We start from the raw sequence: 22,340 nt of genomic DNA on the forward strand, positions 1-22,340 counted from the left end.
AGCAGACGTGTCACTGGATGATCCGATAGGCACCGCTCGTTCGCCTGCCTTGATTTGGGTCAATTCATGGTCCGGCGGACGCATCAGCCGCCGGTGTCACCACCTGCAGCACGTCCTGCAGGAAGCCTGTCAGGTCGGCGGTGAGGTAGTCGACATGCGGGTGGTCGGCGTCTTCCGGGCCGGCGGGGCGGGCCTCGACCGGCTCATGGCTCCAGTCCTTGCTCGAATGGACCAGCACGGTGGCAAAGCCCATCGCATGCGCCGGGGCGAGGTTGCGCTCCAGGTCCTCGAACAGGATGGCGCGCGCCGGGTCGACATCATGGGCCGCGCAGAAGGCGTCATAGGCATCCTGCGAGGGCTTCGGATGAAAGCCTGCATCCTCGATCCCGAACATCCCGTCAAAGGCGGTGTGGACCTGCATGTATTTGGTCACCCGCTCGGCATGGCGGCGCGAGCCATTTGTGTAGACCAGCTTGCGGCCCGGCAGCGCGGCGATGGCGGTGCAGAGGTCCGGCTTGATGGGCAGCGGCGAGAGGTCGATCTCGTGGACATGCGCGAGGAACTCGTCCGGCGACATGCCGTGCATCGTCATCAGGCCCTTCAGCGTCGTGCCATGCTCGGCATAATACTTCTTCTGCAGCGCCCGCGCCTCTGCCCGCTCCAGCCTCAGGAAACGCGCGACGAAATCGGTCATGCGCTGGTCGATCTGGGCGAAGAGGTCGCACTCGGCCGGGTAAAGCGTGTTGTCGAGATCGAAGACCCAGACATCACGGCTTGTCAGTGGCGAGAGGTCAGCTCCGTTGGCGCTCACGACTCCGGCTCTTTGAAATCGCGGTCGAAGAATTCGAACAGCAGGCGGCGGTTCTCGGCTGGCGGGGTCGCCTCGAACAGCGCCTCGCGATAGGCGGCCGCGGTGCAGTCCTTGCGCCCCATTATGGCAAACTGGGTGCGCGAGACACAGAACGGGTCAGTCGCGTTTTTCAGCGTGCGCGTGCCGTTCTCGGTCTCCATCTCGGCGAAGACGAAATGTTCCGCTGTCAGCAGCGGCTCATCGATCACGCGGGCACAGCCGCCGCTTTCCAGCAGCCACCACCCGCGGCTCTCCCAGCCCTCGCCCTTGCGACGGGCAATCGCCGACCAGATGCGGTTGCGCGTGCGGTTGCAGAGCGTCAGGCCGATATTGCGCCCACGCTCCTGCGCGATCTGCTCGAGCACGTCGATCAGGTCCGCGTCGGAAGTGTCGGCGTCGAGGCTGTTCTGGCTAAGGAACTCGCCGATCGCCGCGCGTGTCTTGCGGCCGATATAGCCGTCGATATTGCCATTGTAGATGCCGGCATCGGCCAACAGGCGCTGTACGCCGGCCGCGCCGGCCTTCTCCATGTCGAATTCCTCGGTCTCGGTCAGCGAGGTTTTCCAGCCATTGCGGTTCTCGATCAGCACCGGGCGGAAGTCGCGGCTTTCAAGCCCCATCGTGGTGCATTCCTTCGGGCTTTCGACCGAGAAGCTGCCTGTCGTATCGATGCAGAGCGGGAAGTCTCCGCCCCAGATACGCCGCCCGCCGCGATGGGCATTGGACGAGCGCGCGAAGAGATAGTGGATGCCGGGCCGCAGCGGGCCTTCCAGCGCCGTCTCGCAGGAGCCCGGCCGTAACCGGCGCCAGCCCTCGACGACGACACCCTGGCCTTCATAGCGCCCGACGGATGCCTCGATCACATAGCTTGTCTTGTTGCAGAGCTGCCAGCCCTTGGCTGCCTGCGCATCCGCCGCGCCAGCGCCAAGGCCGGTCAGCCACAGCGCACCCAGCGCCGCAGCAGCAGCGCAAACCTTAGAGAACAATCGTGCCGGCACCATGTTCGGTAAACAGCTCCATGAGCAGGGCGTGTTTCGCGCGGCCATCGAGTATGACTGCGCCTCCGACACCATTCTTGACGGCGTTTGTGGCGGTTTCAAGTTTGGGAATCATCCCACCTGAAACAGTCCCGTCCGCGATCAGCCCATCAAGGTCATCGGCGCGGATTTCGCGGATCAGCTGCTTGTCCTTGTCGAGCACGCCGGCGACATCGGTCAGCAGCAGCAGGCGCGAGGCGCCCAGCGCGCTGGCAATCGCCCCGGCAGCCGTGTCGGCATTGACATTGTAGCGCTTGCCCTCGCCATCGAAGCCGACCGGCGCGATGACGGGGATGAAGTCGTAATCATAGTCGGTGAGCAGCTTCAGCACCGAGACATCGACCCGTTCCGGCTCACCGACAAAGCCGAGATCGATCAGCTGCTCGACCTGGCTGTCCGGGTCCTTCTTGGTGCGCGAGGCGCGCCTGACCTTCATCAGGTCGGCGTCCGAGCCCGACAGGCCGACCGCCTTGCCGCCCGCCTTGTTGATCGCCCGCACGATGGATTTGTTGATCGGGCCGGAGAGGACCATCTCGACCACTTCCATGGTCGCATCATCGGTGACGCGCAGGCCGTCGCGGAATTCCGACTTGATGCCGAGGCGCTCCAGCAAGCTGGCGATCTGCGGGCCGCCGCCATGCACGATGACCGGGTTCACGCCGAGATGCTTCAGCAGCACCACATCGCGTGCGAACGCCTCCGACAGCGCCTCGTCCACCATGGCATGCCCGCCATATTTGATGACCACGGTCTGGCGGTCATAGCGCTGGATGAAAGGCAGCGCCTCCGACAGGGTCGAGGCGGCATAATGGGCTGGGGTCTTGGTCTCGTCGTTCATGGAAGCGGCGTGTAGCGGGTTTCGGGGGACACGTTAAGTGGCTTCCCCCGAAATGCAGGGCGTGTCTGCGTCCCGCCCGTCAATTGTCCATCCAGAAGCGGACATCCCGGCTGCAGGCCAGGATGGCATCGTCCATTTCGGAAAAGAAAAAGCTCGGATCGGTCACAAGCGAAAGAAGGCCGCTCGATTTCTGCGAGCTCAGCAGCTTGACCGGGACAGACATGCCGAGGTCGCTCCACTGGTCCCGACAGCGCATATCAATCGTCTGAAGCGCCCCGAGTATGCTGTCGCCCCATCGGTATTCCAGGTCCCGGAAATCCATCACGACGCACAGGGCATCGATACAGGTCATCCAGTAAACCGTCTGCGCGGCGATGTACCGGCCGTGATCCTTGCCTTTCGATCCGTCAGGCATCTTGCCGTGAAAGCTTACCACCGCGATCATGTCATGCAGGTCGACGGACTTGTGCACGCGGTAGAATTTCGCGCGAACCCCTTTGGGCGCACGCGGCTTTTTCGCAGGCTTGAGCAATGACATGGGCAATCATCCGTTTGCCGGGGATTTAAAGACTATCGCCGAAGGATCAATCGGAGCCATTGCCCCCGTGAGCGGCCACGCACACCTGTCCGGGAAACCCGCAAGGCGGGCAGGCGAACGGCTTTAAACCCTGTCGCGGCCCCAGCTGGACAGTATCTTCGCCCGGATATCGTCGATTTCGCCTTGCGGGACGGCGGCGGTGGCGGCCTGCTCCAGCGCATCGAAATGGAAGATGTAGAGCCGCGAGGCGAAGTCCGCGATCGACACCGAGGATTCCCCGTAATTCTCACCATTGCCGGCCGTCGAGACGACAATGCCATCGCCCCAGTCCTGACCGCTGTCATTATTGGGGTTGAAGAAGTAGACACGCACCTCGCCGGACGGATCGCGCGCCACACGGATAATCGCAATGGCATGCCAGCCAACAAAACGCGCGGCGCTGTCCGTCACGGCAATACCGGCCGGGCTTGGATGGATGACGGGCTGATTGCCATTATAGTGGGGATGGAAGGCGGTGTAGAAACGGCGAACAAAGCCATCCACATCGACGAGCTTGCCGGTCGGCACATCCACGACGATGTCGAAATCGCGCGCCACCCACCAGCCGTGCATCTCCGGATTGATCCAGCGATGCGGGTCGCCTTCACGGCCCGCACACAGCCGGCCCATCTCCATGTAGATGCGGTCAAGGTGGGGCACGAGGATGGCCGAGACCGGATCAACCTCCACAAGCGGTCCTTTCGCCAGGGCCGTTGTCAGGTCGCGCGAGGAGACCGGCTGGCCCTCGAAGGGCATGCGGATTTCATTGTCGCGCGCCGCCCAGGTGACCAGCTGCAGCAGGTAGTCGGGATCGACATAGGACCACATCGCAATCGCGCGCGCGGCCTGGCAGGTCGGATTGTTGCCCTGCCCCACACCAAGCGGCTGGCCGAGGACGCTGATCACGCCCGCGAGTAGCCATGCCTCTGCATCCGGGGCCGGTCCGAAACTCGCGGCTATGCGCTGGCGCGTCTCCGGTGAAAGGTTGAGCTTCAGCTGGCGCCACAGGGCCGGGGCCGTGGGCGGCAGGTGCAGGATACCGCGCTCAAGCATGAGCGAGAGGCCATAGATAGCCTGCGCGGTCTCGACATGGATGGCTTTCTCGGCCAGCGCCTGAATGAGCGGGGCAAAGGAGCCGTAATTCTCACGCCCCGTTGCCGACAGGCCGAGACAGTCGGGGATCAGCTCCCGGCGATGCTGGAGCAGGTGGCGCAGCAAGACGGCGTGATAGGCCGATACCAGCCCCGTATCGTGCATCGCCCGCGCCATCGCCGTGGCTTCCTGCGACAGCGCTTTGTCATCGATGGCAGCAAGGCGCTCGGCATAGCGCTCGATGCCCGGATCCTCTCGGCACTCATTGGTCGGGCCGAACAGCGCACTGACGAGCCGGTCAGCGCCCCAGCCCGAAGGCGGCTGTTCGCTGGACGCCTCGCCGGACCAGGTCGCAAGCTGGGCGATCATGGCCTTGATCCGGTCTGTCTGGATCGGACGCTGCGCGAGGATGCGCCAGATCTCGGTGATGACGGCATCGAAAATCCGGCTGTAGCCGATCTCTTCCGCGATCAGCTTGAACAGGCCGTTGATCGCCTGCGCCCAGTCATCCCCGATCTGCCGCGAGACTTCCGTGCCACCGCCAAACAGCCGCTCGAGATTGAGGCCGAGAACCTGGGCCAGGAAATGGTGCGCCTCCTCGGCCGAAAGCGTTTCCAGCGCATAGTCGCCACGCGCGACCGCAAGGAAACGAAGCTCGCTCAGCGTCTCAAGGGTGAGAGCATCGGGCGCGCCTGCCTCGAAGGTGTGACGCACCAGGACCGGCTTGAGGTGGGCCGGATCATTCCAGTCCGTGCCCGCGAAGATACCGGCTTGATCGAGCGCCTGGATACGGTCCAGGCAATCGCCAAGCCCGCCCGCCGAGCGCAGCACCTTGCCGGCCTGGTCGATCGCGCCCGGCTGGTAGGTCGCTTTCAGCAAGTCGCTTGCATTCGCAAGCCGGGCGATGGCGCTGTCCAGACGCTTCAGGTGCATCGCATCAGTGCCCGGAGCGGGCTGGTTTCCGTCTGCCTGGCTCACCGTATCTGGCCCTTCGAATCCATGCAGGGAGGCTAGCGAAGGCACATCGGCCTGACTACAGGCCGTGAGCGCCTACACATAGAAGTCGACCTCTTCCTGGCGTTTCAGCAGGTCGCGCATCTCGGTGGCGTCCTCACCATGGAAGTAGACGAGACCCCAATGGGTTCCGAAGGCGGAGCGCTTGGACACTTTGGTCTCCATCGGCTCGCCCAGCTCGTGCCAGTCGAAATAGGCATGGTCCTCGGTCTCCTTCGGGATTTCCAGCCGCGAAACGACCCGGTTGCGCGGATAGACGCCGAAACAGCCGGCATAGCCATTCGCATCCTCGACCGGCGTCGGCAGGAAATTCTCGATCTCCTCCTCGGTAGTCTTCGGATCGAACATCATGACCATCGCCTGATAGGCATTGAAACCATAGACGCGCTCAAGCAGCTCGAACACCTTGAAGCCCGGCGGGCGGTAGGCGACCTCGCCGAAATACATGACATCGTCCGGCCCGATGAAATATTCCGGGTGGATGAAGCCGAACTTGATGTCGAACGTCTTGATCAGTTTCTCGATCTCGGCCTTCACCTTGTCGCGCATGGCTTCCAGCTCGGGGCTGGCCGGCACGAAGACCGAATAGCCGAGGCGCACATATTCGGAGATGTTGAGGAAGCGCACCTTGCCATCGTGGATCCACGCCTCGGCGGCGAACTCCCAGCCATCGAGGTGGCTTTCCATGAGGACGGGAAAGTCGCTGTCGGGGATTTCATCGACATCCTCAACCGTGCGCACGACCCGGTGACCCATGCAGCCGGCCAGGTCGAACGCCTTGATGTGGATCGGATCATTATCGTCGCCTTCCTGCTTCAGAAGGGTCTGGTTTACGCGGCGCAGGAAGCGGGCGACGTCGTCGCGGTCATGCGCTTCCTCGAAAATGCCGACCCGGATGCCGCCAAGCTGCGCGCGGCGCTTCATCAGCGACTTGTCGCGAAACAGCATGGACTGGCCGAGCAGGCGCGGATTGTCGAGCAGGACGGCATTGACCGCGCCGGCCCATTCCACCGTCTCCTCATAGAGCGGGACGGCGACATCGACGCCCTCATCCTTCAGCATCTGCGCGATCTCGAAGGAGTTCTCGTTCAGGCGCTCGAAATTCCAGGACATGAAGGGAATGTCGTTCTTCTCGGCATATTCCTTCGCCCAGCTCGGCGCGACGACGATGTAGCGCCGGTCGAATTTCTTCATCGCGTCGATGGCGTTGATGCTCCAGCCAAGGAGCGCGATATAGCCTTTGTCGGGATTGTAATCAGTCATTTGACCTCCAGGGGTCTTTAAAATAATCGGTTTGCGAATAGTCGGGCTGCATGGCGCTGGAATGGCCAGCTCGCGCCTGTGTCATGCACCCAGCCGGACGGTTGGAGCGCTGTATGTCATGCAGTTCATGGATGCCCTGAACCTAGGCATTGACGCCGCAGTGTCAAACCGGCGGACACCGCGGGGTGAACAATTTGCGGGCAAAGCCAGCGTCATCGGCCCGGACCGCTCTTGCCTGCCACTGCGGCGCGCCGCATGCTGACGGCCTGCGCGAGAGAGATGAGAGAGGGCGCCATGACCAACAGGACCATCATTCGGGGGGCGATGCTTGCTTCAGGGCTCGGCCTTGCCGCCGCCTGCACGACGGCGCCCGCCGGCCCGGCCTTTGACGGCGAAGCCGAAGCTGCGGAGATCGACCAGCTGCGCGCCGACTTTATGGCCGCGATGGCGGCGCAGGATTTTGCCGCCCTCGGCGCGCTCAGCCATCCGGACTTCCAGCAGACCGTGCCCGGTGGCCCGGCGCATCTGGAGATGCTCGCGGCAGCCGGCAACGCGCCCTTCCCGCCTGGCTACCAGCTCGACATCACGCCGAAGGAGCTCGTCATCATCAATGAGGACTGGGCCTACGAATACGGCACCACCGTGCAGTCATACCTGCCCGAAGGCGCGAGCGAGCGGGTCGAGATCCCGAACACCTATCTCCTGATCCTAAAGAAGCACAAGGGACAATGGACCCCCTACCGAGAGGTCGCCAGCGCCCTGCCGCCGCCCGGCGGCTGGCCAACGGCAGACTAGCCTGATCCGCGAGGCCCCTCCTGCCGTAGACAGTCCAACATCTCGCAGCAGACGGACCCTCCCATGAAATATGCCCTGACGACCGCCGCCCTTCTTTTGGGCAGCGTCGCCCTCGCCTTCCCTTCCCAGGCCCAGGAACGAGAGCCACTCAAAGGCTGGCAAGTCAGCGTCGGCGCGGGCGTCCTCACCTCGCCCACCTATGAGGGCGACGATGACTATGACCTGAAAGTTCTCCCCAATCTCCAGTTCCGTTATGGCGAGCGCTTCTTCGCGTCAGTCCAGGAAGGCGTCGGTTACCGGTTGTTCAACTCGGAGACTTTTTCCGCCGGCCCGATCGCGAAGATCCGCTTCTCGCGCGATGAGGATGGCGACCAGACCTTCTCCGTCACAGGTGGCGAGACCGATGACCTGCGCGGCCTCGGCGATATCGACACCACGATTGAGGCGGGCGGCTTTGCCGAATGGACGGTGGGCGACATCACCCTCTCTGGCGAAGTCCGACAGGGCATTGGTGGCCATGAAGGCCTCGTCGCAGACCTCGGCGCCTCATATGGCGGACGGCTTACTGGCTTTGGCCCTCCCGTCTTCTGGTCCGCCGGTCCGAATATCCGGCTTGCAGACAGCGACTACACCTCCGCCTATTTCGGCGTGACGCCGCTCCAGTCGGCCCGCTCCGGCCTGCCGCAATATGAGGCCGATGGCGGGCTCTACTCCTATGGGCTCAGCGCCAGCGCCTTCGTCCCGCTCGACCGGGACAATCGCTGGTCGCTCGTCATGATTGCTGGCTATGACCAGCTCGCAGGTGATGCCGGCGACGCCCCGCTGGTCGACCTGCGCGGCTCACGCGACCAATTTACCTTTGGTGCGTTTCTCTCCCGCACCTTCCAGTAAACAGGAGCCGCCCGCATGAAACTCGCTCTCCGCGCCGTCGCCCTCGCCTCGCTCATCCCCTTCGCCGCCGGCTGCGCCAGTCTCAGCCAGCCTGACTATCGCGAAGAAAGCGCCCCGCCGCCCACCGTCGAAAGTGTCGACCTTGAGCGCTATGCCGGCCTCTGGCACGAAATCGCCCGCTACCCCAACAGCTTCGAGGAAGGCTGCACCGATACCACCGCCGACTATGCCCTACGCGATGACGGCCGCATCTCGGTAACCAATGCCTGCACCAAGGAAAAGACCGGCAAGCGCGATGTCGCCGAAGGTGTCGCGAAAGCCGTAGACGGCTCGAACAACTCAAAACTGAAGGTAAAATTCGCCCCCGAATGGGTCCCCTTCGCCTGGGGAGACTACTGGATCCTCCACCTCGAAGCCGACTACTCCGCCGCGCTCGTCGGCTCACCCGATGGTAGGTACCTCTGGATACTGGCGCGGGAAAAACAGCCGGACGAGGCGGTAATCGAAAAGATCGTGAACCGGGCACAAGAGCTGGGATACGAAACCTCGCCGCTAAAGTTTGCGAGGTGAGACGAGGCAGGCGACAAATACCCATCCCGCTCATCAGCGTCACACCTGACCACTCGTGAGCAGCAAGACAGCCGAAGCCATGTAAACCACCGCCGTCGCGACACTGCCGAGCGTGCGGACGTGGTTCAGCCGCGTCCAGTCGCGGCCATAGCGTGCCCAGTAGGCCTGCGCATCCGGCGAGGTGTGGTCGAGCCGGTCGAGCCGGTTGTTCATGGGCACATTGCCAATGATCGTCATCAGGAACACGCTCGGCACATAGACCAGCGGCGCAGCGATCAACGCGGCGAGGGCGGCGCCTTCGAAGACGGTCAGGCTGTACAGCGCGAACAGTATGGAAGCCGGCGCGATCAACAGGATGCCGGCGACGAACTGGGTTCTGATCACGGTCTTGTTGATCTGCTGCATCGACTCGATGCCGCCGGCCGGTTCGGCCCTGAGAAGCGCGGCCATGATGAATTCGGAAAAGGCAGAGAACACGCCGCCGATCACAGCGCTCCACAGGGCGAGGAATAGGCAGAGATAAAGCGTCCATTCATAGGTCATGAGCCTGGGTCCTTGGTTCGGTTTGAGAAAGGTGAAGCGTGGTCCGGGAGCGGGCAGCCCGCTCCCGGACAGTGGCGGGCTAGACGGCGATGTTGTGGTAGCGGCCTCCGGCCGGCTGCTGCCGGGATGCGGTATTCATCCACAGGACGGCCAGCACGGCTGCAATGCCGAGTTCGACCAGCATTGCCACGATCAGGGACTGCGACGGCACGCCGTGCAGCGCCATGCTGACAAGACGGCCGGCGCCATATGTGCCGTACGCGATCACGCCAGCGGCAAGCCCTGCATTGGCGAAACGCAGCCTGACCGCGCCGAGGATCATCAGTGCGCCGGTGACGAGCAAGATGCCGGCGGGCGCCGACAGTTCCGACATCAGGCCGGGGTCATGGTCGACCAATATGCCGCTCGTCTCGAGGAACGCCCGCGGCGACGCCAGGAGCGCGCTGCCGATCAGGCCGAGGATCGTCCCGGACCCGGCCAGGGCTAGGCGCGTCAGAACGCGGCTCATGCTGCTGTCCTCCAAACGCCGGTTGCCGCGACATCGCGGGCATAGTCGGCGAAGTCCTTTGGCGGGCGGCCGAGTGCGCGCTGGATGCCATCGGTCAGGTGGGCGTTGCGCCCATCGAGCACGGTGGAAAACAGATAATCCAGCATCCAGACGACATCCTTCGGTGCGCCGGAGGCGGCGACCTCGGCGACGAATCCATCGTGTGGCACGTCCACATAGGTGATCTCGCGGCCTGTGGCCCGCGAGAGGTCGGCGGCCACATCGGCGAGCGTCATCAGGCGCGGCCCGGTTACTTCATAGACCTGGCCATGGTGGTGGTCTTCGGTGAGCGCGGCGGCGGCGACATCGGCGATGTCGTCAACGTCGACAAAGGGCTCGGCCTGATCACCAGCCGGCAGGGTGATCACGCCGCTGAGGACCATGTCGACAAAGGCGCCTTCGGAGAAATTCTGGTTGAACCAGCTTGCCCGCACGATCGTCCATTCGAGGCCGGCCGCGATCACGATTCGCTCGCAGGCCTGGGCTTCCTCTTCGCCGCGGCCGGACAGGAGGACCAGCCGCTTGACGCCGCGCCGCTTCGCCAGGTCGACAAAGGCCTGGATCGCATCCTTCGCGCCCGGCATGGCAAGGTCGGGTGCGTAGGTGATGTAGACCGCCGTGACACCCTTGAGGCTCGCCTCCCAGCTTTTCTCATTGTCCCAGTCAAAGGACGGGACACGCGAGCGTGAGCCGATACGGACGTCGCGGCCCATGGCTTTCAGGCGCTCGGCGACGCGGCGGCCGGTCTTGCCCGTCCCGCCCAGCACGAGGGTAAGGGGTTTCTTTCTGTTGAGGAAATTCATTGGGTCGCTCCTTTCTTTGAATAAGCGAGCCAATGAATAGGGCAGGCACAGCGCCGCGTTCTTGCCACAGCGCGACGGAGTTTTGTCAGATCACGACAAATGACGCCTCTGGCGGACTATTGGGCGGTGAGGCGGTAGGATCTCGGCGTCTGGCCGGACCAGCGCTTGAAGGCGCGCGTGAAGCCGCTCTGTTCGGCAAAGCCCGTCAGGAAGGCGATTTCGGCCAGGCTGTAATCGGTCTCGCGCAGCAGCTGGCGGGAGAGTTCGCGGCGTGCCGCATCGACCGCGGACTGGAAAGACTGCCCTTCATCGGCCAGCCGCCGCTGCAGCGTGCGCGCGCCCATGCCGAGGGCCTCGGCGACGCCCGACAGCGTGGGCACGCCGTCACTCAGCTGCTGCGCCACGACCTGACGCACCTGCTCATCGAGGGCCTCCTCGCGGGCCTTGCCGGCCAGCTCCTCCTTCAGGCGGCGGTCGAAATAGGCCGACAGGCCCTTGTCGCTCAGCCGGTTCTTCGCCTTGAGGCGTTCGGCTGAAACGAGCAGCGCGTCGCGGTCGGCGCCGAAATGAACCGCGCAGCCGAAATGGGATTCGTGAGCGTCGGTCCGTCCGGGGGCGTCATGCCTGAAATACACCGCACGCGGCACGAACGGGGTTTCCGACACTTCATGGCTGATGGCCGCGACACTGGCGATGGTCGCCTCATTCGACAGCCTGAGGCCGAGATGACGGTCACCGGCGCGATGGAGGTGAAGGAAGGCGCCGTCCTGCACATGTTCCACCGTATAGGAGGAGACAGTGGTGAGCCTGCGTCCGAATTGCTCGGCCCGCTCATAGGAGCCGGCCAGCGTCGTCGCCGTCTTCCACGCAAAGCCGAACGCGCCATAATCATCGCACCGCATCGACGCCCCGACGCGAAGCGGCAGGGTCAGGCCGTCCGGGTCCCTTCGCGCGAGGTCTGCGAAGAAATCGTAATAGGCATGCGACGCGACCATCTGTGAGGAGTCGACCGGTTCATCCGGCTGCAGGCCGAGGGATTTCAGCGCGTCGCCCGTCTCAACGCCCGGACTGACCTGCCGGGCAACCTTGTGCGCAAAGAGTGACGTGATCTCCCCCATCGCCCGAGTTTACGGCCGCAGGCGCGGTATTCAAGCGCGCCTTCCGTAATCCCTACGCCGTGATCCGCCGGAAAAGCCTGGAGGTGTCGACACTCCGAAGACCGGCTCCTCCGCCCGTCCTGAACGCCCCTCGCCTGACAACCCCTCTTACTGACCGCGCCGCCCCTGACCCGGCGCCGCGCGCGGTTGTGCTGGCGGACAGAAAAAAGCGGCGCCCCGGAGAGCGCCGCTTCCTGTCATGGTTTCGGGCTTGCCCGCTTATTTGTGAAGGTCGAAGCGATCCGCTTCCATGACCTTCGTCCAGGCCTTCACAAAGTCCTTCACGAACTTCGCGCCATTGTCGGACTGGGCATAGACCTCGGCCAGCGCCCGCAGCTGCGAGTTGGAACCGAAGACAAGGTCAACCCGGCTGGCGGTCCATTTCAGGTCGCCGGTCTTGCGGTCATGGCCTTCATAGAGCTGCTCGGCATTGGCCATCGGCTTCCACTCGGTGCCCATGTCGAGCAGGTTGACGAACCAGTCATTCGTCAGCTGGCCGACACGGTTGGTGAAGACGCCGTGCTTGCTGCCCTTGTAGTTGGCACCGAGCACCCGCATGCCGCCGACCAGCACCGTCATTTCCGGTGCCGACAGGGTCAGCAGCTGGGCACGGTCGACCATCAGCTCTTCCGTCGGGACCTTGATGCCGTCGCGCATATAGTTGCGGAACGCGTCAGCATGCGGCTCCAGCGGGCCGAAGCTCTCGGCATCGGTCATCTCGTCGGACGCATCGGTGCGACCCGGCGTGAACGGCACCGTGACTGCGTGGCCGGCATCCTTGGCGGCCTTCTCGACACCCGCCGAACCAGCGAGCACGATCAGGTCGGCCAGCGAGATCTTCTTGCCGCCCGAGGCGGAGCTGTTGAAGTCCTTCTGGATGCCTTCCAGCGTCGAGAGGACGCGCGACAGCTCGCCCGGCTCGTTGACCGTCCAGTTCTTCATCGGCTCAAGGCGGATACGGGCACCATTGGCGCCGCCGCGCTTGTCGGAACCACGGAAGGTCGAGGCCGAGGCCCAGGCCGTCTTGACGAGGTCAGAGACGGACAGGCCGGAGGCAAGCACCTTGTCCTTGAGGGCGGCGATGTCGCTGTCATCGACCAGCTTGTGGTCGACCGGCGGCACCGGGTCCTGCCAGATCAGGTCTTCTTCCGGCACTTCAGGGCCGAGATAGCGGGTCTTCGGACCCATGTCGCGGTGGAGCAGCTTGAACCAGGCCTTGGCGAAAGCCTCCTGGAACTCTTCCGGGTTTTCCTGGAAGTGCTTGGAGATCTTGCGGTATTCCGGGTCCTCGCGCATCGCCATGTCGGCGGTCGACATGAAGATCGGGACCTTCTTGTTCGGGTCCGCCGCATCCGGGGCCATGTCCTCTTCCTTGAGGTTCTTCGGCGTCCAGACATTTGCGCCGGCCGGGCTCTTGGTCAGCTCCCACTCATACTTGAACAGCACGTCGAAGTAGGAATAGTCCCACTTGATCGGGTTCGGCGTCCACGCACCTTCGAGGCCGGAGGTGATCGTGTCAGCGCCCTTGCCCGACTTGTATGTCGACATCCAGCCGAAGCCCTGCGCCTCGATCGGTGCGCCTTCCGGCTCCGGGCCGACCAGGGAAGCATCGCCAGCGCCGTGCATCTTGCCGAAGGTGTGGCCACCAGCGGTCAGGGCGACGGTTTCATAGTCGTTCATCGCCATGCGGGCGAAGGTCTCACGGATGTCCTGGCCAGAGGCTTTCGGATCGGGATTGCCGTCCGGGCCTTCCGGGTTGACGTAGATGAGGCCCATCTGGACCGCGGCGAGCGGGTTCTCCAGCGCGACAGCGTCGGCGCCGCCCTTGTCGAGGTCGCGGCGACCGCCATAGCGGCTTTCCGGATTGTCGGAGATGGCGAGCCACTCGCTTTCGGAGCCCCAGTAGGTGTCCTCTTCCGGTTCCCAGACGTCGGCGCGGCCACCGGCAAAGCCGAACGTCTTGCCGCCCATCGACTCGATGGCGACATTGCCGGCGAGCACGAGCAGGTCAGCCCAGGAAATCGAATTGCCGTATTTCTGCTTGATCGGCCAGAGCAGGCGGCGGGCCTTGTCGAGGTTGCCATTGTCCGGCCAGGAGTTGAGCGGCGCGAAGCGCTGCATGCCGGTACCGGCACCGCCGCGGCCATCGCCGATCCGGTAGGTACCGGCCGCGTGCCAGGTCATGCGGATGAAGAGACCGCCATAGTGGCCATAGTCAGCCGGCCACCACTCCTGGCTGTCGGTCATCAGGTCCGTCAGGTCCTTCTTGAGCGCCTTGAGGTCGAGCTTCTTGAACGCCTCGGCATAATCGAAATCGGGGTCCATCGGATCCGCTGCAGGCGGGTTCTGATGGAGGATTTTCAGATTGAGCTGGCTCGGCCACCAGTCCTCGTTCTGGGTGCCCCGGAATACCCAGTGCCGGTCACCTCCGCCGGTAAACGGACACTTCATATCGTCAGCCATGGTCGCTCCCTTTCATGTCGGATTTAGGACTGATGCCGGGATAGCACCGAGGTTTCCATCGAACAAATCGATTTCATGGGAATGAGTTATTGAATAAAGTTATGGTTAGCGAGTCTCGCGCTCTGCGCCCCGCCCTGCCTAGGCGAAAGTGTATACCATGAACACTGAATTGGGATCGTCGCGATAGCCTTCGAATGGCCCGCAATAGGCAAAGCCTGCCGACTCATAAAGCTTGCGCGCAGGATAGAAGGCATCCTGGCTGCCGGTCTCAAGGTAGACGCGGGCGTAATAGCGTGAGCGCGCCTCCGCGAGCAGGTGGTTCAGCATGCGCCGGCCAAGGCCCCCTTTTCGGAACTGGGCGACCGTGTGCATCGCCTTGATCTCGCCCGAGCGGCCATCCGAGAGTCGCTTCAGCGCCCCGCAGCCGATCAGCATGCCATTCTCGCGCATATCCCAGACGGTGATACCGGGCGCCTTGAGCCCGTCGATCAGCAGGGCATGCGAACTTTCCGGCGGCGTTGTCTCAAGCATGAGCGCCTTGTGGGCCTGGATCAGGCTCCTGAAATCCTCCGCATCGAGGTTTGCAAGGTCAATGACGACGCTCATGAGACAAGTGTCGTACAGCTGCAATCTGCGTCAAGACGGGATTCGCCCCGGCCTCTGCGGGCCGGGGCATTCCGGGTCAAAGGGCCGCCGGCCTAAAAGGACTTGCGGATGCGCGCGCCGTAGAAGATCGGCTGGCCGGCAATGAAGGTGGGGATGCCGAAGCCATCGCCAGTATTGCCCGCATCGATGATGTAATCCTCGCCCAGCAGGTTCGTCGCATAGGCTTCGATGCCGAAACCGTTTTCCAGGTTGAGCTGGACGTTGAGGTTCATCAGGCCATAGGCGTCCTGGCTGATGGCTTCGCGCTCGGTGTTGTCGAAATAGACATCCGACTGCCAGGTATAGCTCGGCACGAGGACGAGTTCGCCAAAGCCGCCGTCCGCCAGGATGATCCGGGCCGACACCGCCGCCTTGTGGTCGGGTGACAGCCGCAGCTTGTTGCCGTCGAACGAGCCGGTCTCGAAGCGGGCCTTGTTGTAGCCGTAGGAGGCGACGAGGTTCAGCATGTCATTGACGAACCAGTTGGCCTGCGCCTCGAAGCCTTCGGCCGTCGCGTCGCCGGCATTGATCGGCTCGATCAGGCCTTCATCGGTGATCCGCGTCGACTGGAAGTTGGTGTAGTCATAGTAGAAGACAGACGCATCCAGGTTCAGGTCCCCGCCGAGGAAGGCACCCTTGAGGCCGGCCTCGTAGGCATCGACGATCTCGGCATCGAGCACCGCGAAGCCAGCCGCTGGCGCCGAGGCCGAGGCGGTGATGACTTCCGGGCGGCGCCCGCGCGCATAGTTGGCGAAGAGATTGACGGTATCGGTCAGCTCATACTTCGCCGCGGCCCGCCAGGTCAGGTCGTCAAAGGTCTCGCTGCGGGAGATGGTGCCATTGGTCGGCTGCACGAACAGGCCGGCGCCGGTCACCGCGCTCGGGCCGTTCAGCAGCTGGACATTGAGGCCGCTGGTCTTGTCTTCTGTCGTGTAACGAAGACCGGCGGTCAGCTGCAGGCGATCGGTGACATCGACCGTACCGTCGGCAAAGACTTCCGCCGCCTGGGTGTCACCGTAATTGGTGAACTTCTCATTGTGGATCGGCTTCAGCGGGATGATGGTGCCGTCGGTCAGGAAGGCCGTCAGGTTGATGGCCGGGAAAGCGCTGGCCGGCGGCGCGTCGGGAGCCGGGATCAGGCCGCCGAGCAGGGCCTGGACAGACCGCTCATCAAAGGTCAGCGGCACGCCCTGCTCGCCTTCCTCGTCGAAATAGCTCGCGCCGACAAAGCCGCGCACGCGCCCGCCATTGTCATAGTTTAGGCGCAGTTCCTGGCTCAGCTGTTCGCCCTTGGCATCTTCCGCGAAGATCAGGAGGTCGAGGCCGAATCCGTCCGGGTCGAACACTTCCAGGCTGTCAAAGTCGCGCCAGTCGGTGATCGAGGACAGCGACAGGGCGTCCGAGATCTGCCAGTTGCCGAGCAGGGTGACGCTTCTCACTTCCCGATCCAGGCCGAGCTTCTTGCCGCCAAGAAAGTCACCGAACGTATTCAGATTGGCCGGCTCCCATGGGTCGGAGGACCGGCCCGGCAGCGGATCGAAGGCCTTCGACTTGAAGCTCGTGCCTGACGGGGTGTCTTCCTGGTAGTTGGCGATGAGGTCGAAGCGCAGATCAGCCGACGGCTCAAAGGCGAGCGATGCGCGCACCGCCTTCATGTCCTGGCTGTTGAAGTCTTCCTCGGCCGGGTTGAGGCTCTCGACATAGCCGTCGCGCTCACGCAGGCGGCCGGCGAGGCGGAAGGCGACCTTGTCGCCCAGCAGAGGGCCCGTGACGTGGCCGTCGAGATAGCGCTCGTCATAATTGCCGACCCCGGCCGTTGCCTGGCCAGAGAACTCGAATTCCGGTTTGGCCTGGATGACGTTCACCCCGCCGATCAGCGCGCCGCGGCCGAACAGGGTTGGCTGCGGGCCCTTGGCCACCTCGACGCGCTCAAGATCGAACAGTTCGACGATCGACCCGCGTGACCGCGACAGGGACACACCGTCCTGGAAGATCGCGATGCGCGGCTCGATATTCGCCTCGCCGCTGTCGGAGGTGATGCCACGGATCACGAAGCCTGGATTGTTCGGGCTCTGCTCCTGCACTTCGAAGCCCGGAACATAGCGGGCGAGTTCGCTGAACTCATCGAGGCCGAGATCGTCCATCAGCGTCTCGTCGATCGCCGACACGGCCACCGGCACATCGCGCAGATTCTCGGCGCGTTTCTGCACGGTGACCGTAACCGTGGTCTGGCGTAACTCGCCATCGGTGCTGCCGTCCTGGGCGGCGGCGGGCATTGTCAGTGCACCGATCAATATCAGGGAGGTGGATGCAAGGAGAACAGGTTTCATTGGGAGGCTCCGCTATCTTGTTTGCGGCGCTCATAGGCGGATCGTGCGACAATCAGACGACGGATGGACGACAGTGCTGTGACGGTCTGGCTGTGTGTCCTGCCGGGCACAGCGCGTGCACCGCAAATCGAGCATTCTGTTCATGATGCGCTCATCGCCGGCCCGCTAGTCTCTTGCGATTATGAGGAAAACGGGCAAAAGTCGGGGAATGCAGATCATGCGGAAACATGTTGGATGGGCAGTTGGCGCAGTGGCGCTGGGCGCCCTTGGCGGCTGTACGACAGCTGAACTTGAGGCGATATCGGCCGGGCTGAGCGCAGGCATGGCGGACGCCGCCTACACCTCCAGCCAGTATGGCTATGGCGCGCAGCCGGCCTATGGCGGGCGCTACTGGTCCCCCAATACGTTCGGTAGCTATGGCGGCTGGCCGGCGAACTATTCCTATGGCGACTGGGTTGGTTACAACCAGTGCCGCAATACCGGAAGCTTCTACACCTGCGACAGTAATGGCGACGGTTATGCCGACATGTACGGCAATACCGATGATGGCTCCTATGCCTCATCCTCGCTGCGCGTGAACGGGCGGGGCGAGGCCTTCACCTGGGGCAGCGACTGTGGCTGCTGGGAACGCAATCGTGCCTATGATGGCCCGCGACAGCCCGATGAGATCATCATCTATGATGGCGACTAGGTTGATCCGGACCTCCTACCCAGAGCGCTGCGTTTGAACCGCTGGATCACCTTCCTTCGCGGTGTGAATGTCGGCTCCGGCAAGCGGCTTCCGATGAAGGCGCTTGCCGCCGCTCTCGAAGAAGCCGGCTACACTAATGTCGCGACCTATATCCAGAGCGGGAACATCGTCTTTGATTCCGAGCACGACAATTACTGGGATGTCTCTGCAGACCTGACCGACCTGCTGCGCGAAAACTTCGACATCACCCCGCGCAGCCAGGTCTATGCCCCACAGGACCTTGTGCGCATCATCACACTTAATCCGTATAAGGATGAAGGCCTGGAAGAACCGAAGTCGGTTCATTTCTTCCTGCTGGCCGAGCCGGCGGAAGAAGCACGCCTTGATGACCTTCAGGAGATCAAGGCGCATAACGAAGCCTTCGAGCTGACCGATGAGGCCTTCTACCTCCTTGCCCCTGATGGCATTGGGCGCTCGAAACTGGTCGAGAAGCTGGACCGGCTGCTCGGCGTCCCGATGACCGGTCGCAACATGCGCACCATCTACAAGGTCGCCGAACTGGCCGGACTGGATGTCGAGGCGCTCTAGGCCGCCTCCAGCTTCTGCTTCATCTCGCGATTTTCCTGAAACATCTGCGTCATCGCCTTGAAGACACCCGCTTCATAATACGCCAGCAGCGGAAGAGCCTTGCGGTCCACGCTGAAGGCTTTGGCATAGTGGTCGATCAGGGTGTCACTGTCGGCCATATAGGTGCCGGGCGAGGTCTCGACGGCCGGGAAGGTCGCCTCCGGCGCGCACTTCTCCAGGGTGGCTTTGGCTTCGTCATAGGCCCGTGTGCCCTCTTCGAAGACGTCGAAGACAAACTGGTCTGCGATCCCGGCTTCGGTCACGAAAATCCTGAATTTCAGGGAGAACGGGCAATCCAGCTTGAGCACGGCCCGGATGGGTGTGTTGTCAGTTTTCGTCATGGTCTTGCTCCTTGTATCTGACATAAGGAGCGTCCTCAGCGGCCTCGGTGTTCCGAGCGTCCGCAGTCGTCAGCGAGGCCAGCGGGCCCGATGCCCGGCTGAACGCGCATTCATGCGCCAGTCAGGTGGCTTGTCTTAACCTTCGGACAAACAGGACAGATCCGAAAGGCCCATGATGAGCGAACGACACACACGCAGATGGACCCGTCCGGCGCTTGCCCTGGGCGTAATGTCCATGGGGCTGCTGGCGACGGGCTGCGTCGCCTATGACTATTACGACCCGTATTATGGCGACGGCTATTACGATGATGGCTATTATGGCGACGGGTACTATTACACCCCCGGCTATTATTACGGCGAGACCTATTACTACTACCCGTCCTATCCGCGAAACAGCGGTCATCACGGACATTATCGCGGCGGCCATGACGGCAAGGACGGCCACCACAACCGGGACCAGCGCGGAGGTCATCAAGGCCATCATGGCAATCGCGACCAGCGCGACCATCATGGCGACAGGGGTGATCGCGGGCACCGTGGCGACAGGGACCGGGGCGATCGCGGACACAGGGGTGATCGCGGCCAGAGGGGCGACCGGGGCCATGGCCCGCGGGCCGAGAATCCAGCGCCCAAGGCCCCGCCGCAGGCGCGCCCGCCGCGCGACCGCTCACAATCGGCCGCCCGGCAGAACCGCTCTCGGGACGACCGCCCGGCCTATAGGGGATCACGCCAGGAGCTGCTCGGCGACCGCGAGGACCGCTAGGCGGAAAGGCCGAGGATTTCGGCCCGCAATTCCGGCAGGCCCCATCCCTTCTCGGCTGAGGTCAGCCGGATGACCGGATGGGCGGCGGCGCGTTTGGCCAGCGCCTTCTCGATCTTGGCGCGGGTCGCCTCGGCTTCGGTCTTCTTGATCTTGTCGGCCTTGGTCATGACGACCTGATAGGTCACCGCGGCCGTATCGAGCATGTCCATGACCTCAAGGTCTGTGTCCATCAGCCCACGCCGGCTGTCGACCAGCAGGAAGACACGGCGAAGGTTCACCCGGCCCTGCAGGTAGCGAAGGGTCAGGCGCTGCCACTCCTGCGCCTGGCTGCGCGAGACCTTGGCATAGCCAAAGCCCGGCAGGTCAACCAGCCACAGGCGCCCTTCACCGAGGTCGAAATAATTGAGCTCGCGCGTGCGGCCCGGCTCTGAGGAAGCGCGCGCCAGATTCTTGCGGTTGAGCAGCGCATTGATGAGGCTGGACTTGCCGACATTGGAGCGCCCGGCAAAGGCGATCTCCGGCCGGTCGGCCGCCGGCAGCTGGGTCAGGGACGCGGCGCCGAGGACAAAATCACACGGCCCGGCGCACAGGATACGCGCCGCTTCCAGTGTGTCTTCATCAAACTCGGGCGTCTCGCTCACGCCTCTTCCTTCTGCCGGCCCAGCAGGCGGGCAATCAGCTTGTCGAGCTCGGTCTCAACGCCATTACGCCGCATGATGAAGTATTGCTGGATCAGCGACAGCGTGTTCGACCAGACCCAGTACATGACGAGGCCCGCGGCGAAGCCGGCGAAGACGAACATGAAGATCAGCGGCAGGAAGCGCATGATCATCTTCTGCGTCGCATCGGTCGGCGGCGGCGACAGCGCCTGGATGGCCGACATCGTCACGCCGTAGAGGATCGGCAGGATACCAATGCCGATCACCAGGCCGATGATCGGGATCGACTTCACGTCAGCCGCCGCCCAGGGCAAGAGGCCGAACAGATTGCCAATGGCCGTCGGATCCGGCGCCGAGAGGTCGCTGATGAAGGCAAAGGACGAGTGGCGCATCTCGATGGTGACGTAGAGCACCTTGTAGAGCGCGAAGAAGACCGGGATGGTCAGCAGGATCGGGATACAGCCGGCAATCGGGTTGGCCTTTTCCCGCTGGTAGAGCTTCATGATCTCCTGCTGGCGGCGCTGCGGATCGGCGGCAAAGCGCTCCTGGATTTCCTTCATCGGCTCGGCGAGCTTCTTCATCTTCGCCATCGACTTGTAGGACTGGTTGTAGAGCGGCACGAGCGGCAGGCGCACGAGGACCGTCAGCGCCAGGATGGCCCAGCCAAAGGTGCCGAGATTGTGCTCAAGCCAGTAAAGTAGCGAGAAGAGCGGCTTGGTGACGTAGTAGAGAATGTTGCCCCAGTCGATCGCATCCTCGAAACGCGGGATGCCGGCATCCTCATAGTCGCGCAGGACGGCATATTCCTTGGCGCCAGAGAAAATGCGGTTCTTGGAGGTGATGGTCTCGCCCGGCTGAATGACGCGTCCTGCACTGGTTGCCGTAATCTGCAGGATCGGCCCGTTTGCGCGCGACAGGCGTTCGTAGCGGCCGGCAAATTCATATTGCTGTTCGGGAATAAGGCTGGTGAGCCAGTATTTGTCGGTAAAGCCGAGCCAGCCGCCTTCAGAGGCGCGGCGGATACCCTGATCGTCAGCCTTCTTCAGCCCCTTGCCCTTGTCGAGGTTCTTGTAGTTGCGCCAGGTCAGCTCGCTGTCGAACACGCCGAGCAGGCCCTGAAGCGCCATGCCGGATGTGCGCGAGGAGCCGGGATCGGTGGCTTCCAGGAAGCCTTTCCATTCGCCATGGCGCCGGATCGAGCCAAGCGGCGAGAGGGTCCGCGCTTCGCTTCCTGTATTGGTGATGCGGTCGGCGAAGGTGAACATGTAGTTCTCATCGACGCTGATCGTACGCTCGATGGCAATGCCGTCCGAGGTGTAGGTCATGGTCACCGGCGAGCCGGTGGTGAGGGTGTCATTGCCCTCGACCTGCCACCGCGCAGACGGGCCGGCGACAGGCTGGCTGCCGTCGAACCAGTACCAGCCGGCATAATAGCCATACTCGGCATTTGTCGGGCGCAGGAGACGCAGCTCATTGACCTTCTCCACCGTGGTGTAGTGGTCCTTCAGCCGCAGATCATCAAGAATGCCGCCCGTCAGGCGGATCGATCCATCGACCCGCTCGCCATCGATGGTCAGGCGTTGGTTGGCCTGCAGGGCTTCCTCGACGGATGGCGCGATCTCGATGGACGGCTGCCCGCTTTCAACGCTTGCACTCGTATCGACCCCGGCGCTTTCCTGTTGCTGTTCGGCCAGCTCCTGGGCGGCCTGGCGCTTTTCCTGCTGGGGCTGGACGACCAGCGCCTGATAGCCAAACACGAAGGCAATCATCAGCACCATGGCGATGATGAAGTTGCGCTGGTCCTGCGGGTCCATCCCCTGATTCATGTCGAGTTCCGCGGTCTT

Annotated in this window: 22 protein-coding genes; 6 read left to right on the top strand and 16 right to left on the bottom strand. The window is 63.2% G+C overall.

Going from position 1 to position 22,340, the window contains the following annotated elements:
- Positions 1–64: 64 nt before the first annotated feature.
- The 6 genes from D1223_RS17455 to D1223_RS17480 all read right to left on the bottom strand — a co-directional run bounded on the left by D1223_RS17455 (position 65) and on the right by D1223_RS17480 (position 6,671).
- Positions 65–811, bottom strand: coding sequence for a pyrimidine 5'-nucleotidase (locus D1223_RS17455; protein ID WP_119377625.1), 747 nt, complete (start codon positions 809–811; stop codon positions 65–67).
- Positions 808–1,836 (bottom strand): DUF1036 domain-containing protein, encoded by a 1,029-nt coding sequence (locus D1223_RS17460; protein ID WP_233350013.1) that lies wholly within the window; start codon positions 1,834–1,836, stop codon positions 808–810. The genes D1223_RS17455 and D1223_RS17460 overlap by 4 nt, the downstream gene beginning before the upstream one ends.
- On the bottom strand, positions 1,826–2,725 hold the full coding sequence (gene argB / locus D1223_RS17465; protein ID WP_119377627.1) for an acetylglutamate kinase: 900 nt from the start codon (positions 2,723–2,725) through the stop codon (positions 1,826–1,828). Before argB ends, D1223_RS17460 begins: the two co-directional genes overlap by 11 nt.
- A 79-nt stretch (positions 2,726–2,804) precedes the next feature.
- Complete coding sequence (locus D1223_RS17470) at positions 2,805–3,263, bottom strand: hypothetical protein (protein ID WP_119377628.1); 459 nt, start codon at positions 3,261–3,263, stop codon at positions 2,805–2,807.
- Between the two features lie 123 nt (positions 3,264–3,386).
- Complete coding sequence (locus D1223_RS17475) at positions 3,387–5,372, bottom strand: hypothetical protein (protein WP_119377629.1); 1,986 nt, start codon at positions 5,370–5,372, stop codon at positions 3,387–3,389.
- A gap of 72 nt (positions 5,373–5,444) precedes the next feature.
- Positions 5,445–6,671: an ATP-grasp domain-containing protein gene (locus D1223_RS17480; protein WP_119377630.1), complete on the bottom strand. Its 1,227-nt coding sequence runs from the start codon at positions 6,669–6,671 to the stop codon at positions 5,445–5,447.
- A 294-nt stretch (positions 6,672–6,965) separates the two neighbouring features.
- Between D1223_RS17480 and D1223_RS17485 the strand changes: the two genes are divergently transcribed.
- The 3 genes from D1223_RS17485 to D1223_RS17495 all read left to right on the top strand — a co-directional run bounded on the left by D1223_RS17485 (position 6,966) and on the right by D1223_RS17495 (position 8,927).
- On the top strand, positions 6,966–7,466 hold the full coding sequence (locus D1223_RS17485; RefSeq protein WP_158586619.1) for a DUF4440 domain-containing protein: 501 nt from the start codon (positions 6,966–6,968) through the stop codon (positions 7,464–7,466).
- A 63-nt stretch (positions 7,467–7,529) separates the two neighbouring features.
- Positions 7,530–8,357 carry a MipA/OmpV family protein gene (locus D1223_RS17490; protein WP_119377632.1) on the top strand — a complete coding sequence of 276 codons (828 nt, stop codon included), beginning with the start codon at positions 7,530–7,532 and terminating at the stop codon, positions 8,355–8,357.
- Between the two features lie 15 nt (positions 8,358–8,372).
- Complete coding sequence (locus tag D1223_RS17495) at positions 8,373–8,927, top strand: lipocalin family protein (RefSeq protein ID WP_119377633.1); 555 nt, start codon at positions 8,373–8,375, stop codon at positions 8,925–8,927.
- A 39-nt stretch (positions 8,928–8,966) separates the two neighbouring features.
- Here D1223_RS17495 and D1223_RS17500 read toward each other — a convergent pair whose 3' ends face one another.
- The 7 genes from D1223_RS17500 to D1223_RS17535 all read right to left on the bottom strand — a co-directional run bounded on the left by D1223_RS17500 (position 8,967) and on the right by D1223_RS17535 (position 17,415).
- Positions 8,967–9,470: an anthrone oxygenase family protein gene (locus D1223_RS17500; protein WP_119377634.1), complete on the bottom strand. Its 504-nt coding sequence runs from the start codon at positions 9,468–9,470 to the stop codon at positions 8,967–8,969.
- Between the two features lie 79 nt (positions 9,471–9,549).
- Positions 9,550–9,978, bottom strand: coding sequence for a DUF4345 domain-containing protein (locus D1223_RS17505; protein ID WP_119377635.1), 429 nt, complete (start codon positions 9,976–9,978; stop codon positions 9,550–9,552).
- Positions 9,975–10,820 (bottom strand): NAD(P)H-binding protein, encoded by an 846-nt coding sequence (locus D1223_RS17510; protein ID WP_119377636.1) that lies wholly within the window; start codon positions 10,818–10,820, stop codon positions 9,975–9,977. The genes D1223_RS17505 and D1223_RS17510 overlap by 4 nt, the downstream gene beginning before the upstream one ends.
- A gap of 116 nt (positions 10,821–10,936) precedes the next feature.
- Complete coding sequence (locus D1223_RS17515) at positions 10,937–11,938, bottom strand: AraC family transcriptional regulator (protein WP_119377637.1); 1,002 nt, start codon at positions 11,936–11,938, stop codon at positions 10,937–10,939.
- 258 nt (positions 11,939–12,196) lie between these two features.
- Positions 12,197–14,440 carry a catalase/peroxidase HPI gene (gene katG, locus D1223_RS17520; RefSeq protein ID WP_119377638.1) on the bottom strand — a complete coding sequence of 748 codons (2,244 nt, stop codon included), beginning with the start codon at positions 14,438–14,440 and terminating at the stop codon, positions 12,197–12,199.
- 138 nt (positions 14,441–14,578) lie between these two features.
- Positions 14,579–15,046, bottom strand: a complete 468-nt coding sequence (locus D1223_RS17525; RefSeq protein WP_119377639.1) for a GNAT family N-acetyltransferase — start codon at positions 15,044–15,046, stop codon at positions 14,579–14,581.
- Between the two features lie 92 nt (positions 15,047–15,138).
- Positions 15,139–17,415, bottom strand: a complete 2,277-nt coding sequence (locus tag D1223_RS17535; RefSeq protein WP_119377641.1) for a TonB-dependent receptor — start codon at positions 17,413–17,415, stop codon at positions 15,139–15,141.
- Positions 17,416–17,632: 217 nt separating this feature from the next.
- Here D1223_RS17535 and D1223_RS17540 point away from each other — a divergent pair, with 217 nt between their 5' ends.
- Both D1223_RS17540 and D1223_RS17545 read left to right on the top strand, forming a co-directional pair.
- A complete protein-coding gene (locus D1223_RS17540; RefSeq protein WP_147372892.1) occupies positions 17,633–18,106 on the top strand; it encodes a hypothetical protein in 474 nt (157 codons plus the stop codon).
- Between the two features lie 33 nt (positions 18,107–18,139).
- Positions 18,140–18,694 carry a DUF1697 domain-containing protein gene (locus tag D1223_RS17545; RefSeq protein ID WP_158586617.1) on the top strand — a complete coding sequence of 185 codons (555 nt, stop codon included), beginning with the start codon at positions 18,140–18,142 and terminating at the stop codon, positions 18,692–18,694.
- Here the strand turns inward: D1223_RS17545 and D1223_RS17550 are convergent.
- On the bottom strand, positions 18,691–19,074 hold the full coding sequence (locus D1223_RS17550) for a glutathione S-transferase N-terminal domain-containing protein (protein ID WP_158586616.1): 384 nt from the start codon (positions 19,072–19,074) through the stop codon (positions 18,691–18,693). The two genes, D1223_RS17545 and D1223_RS17550, sit on opposite strands and share 4 nt — an antisense overlap.
- 175 nt (positions 19,075–19,249) lie before the next feature.
- Between D1223_RS17550 and D1223_RS17555 the strand changes: the two genes are divergently transcribed.
- Positions 19,250–19,837, top strand: a complete 588-nt coding sequence (locus tag D1223_RS17555; protein ID WP_147372894.1) for a hypothetical protein — start codon at positions 19,250–19,252, stop codon at positions 19,835–19,837.
- On the opposite strand, the gene yihA is transcribed toward D1223_RS17555, so the two are convergent.
- Both yihA and yidC read right to left on the bottom strand, forming a co-directional pair.
- Complete coding sequence (gene yihA / locus D1223_RS17560; RefSeq protein ID WP_119377646.1) at positions 19,834–20,478, bottom strand: ribosome biogenesis GTP-binding protein YihA/YsxC; 645 nt, start codon at positions 20,476–20,478, stop codon at positions 19,834–19,836. The genes D1223_RS17555 and yihA overlap by 4 nt on opposite strands.
- Entirely contained in the window at positions 20,475–22,322 is a 1,848-nt protein-coding gene (yidC, locus tag D1223_RS17565) for a membrane protein insertase YidC (protein WP_233350011.1), read from the bottom strand. Before yidC ends, yihA begins: the two co-directional genes overlap by 4 nt.
- Positions 22,323–22,340: the final 18 nt, after the last annotated feature.

Source organism: Henriciella mobilis (assembly GCF_003576285.1).
Taxonomy (GTDB): Bacteria; Pseudomonadota; Alphaproteobacteria; order Caulobacterales; family Hyphomonadaceae; genus Henriciella; species Henriciella mobilis.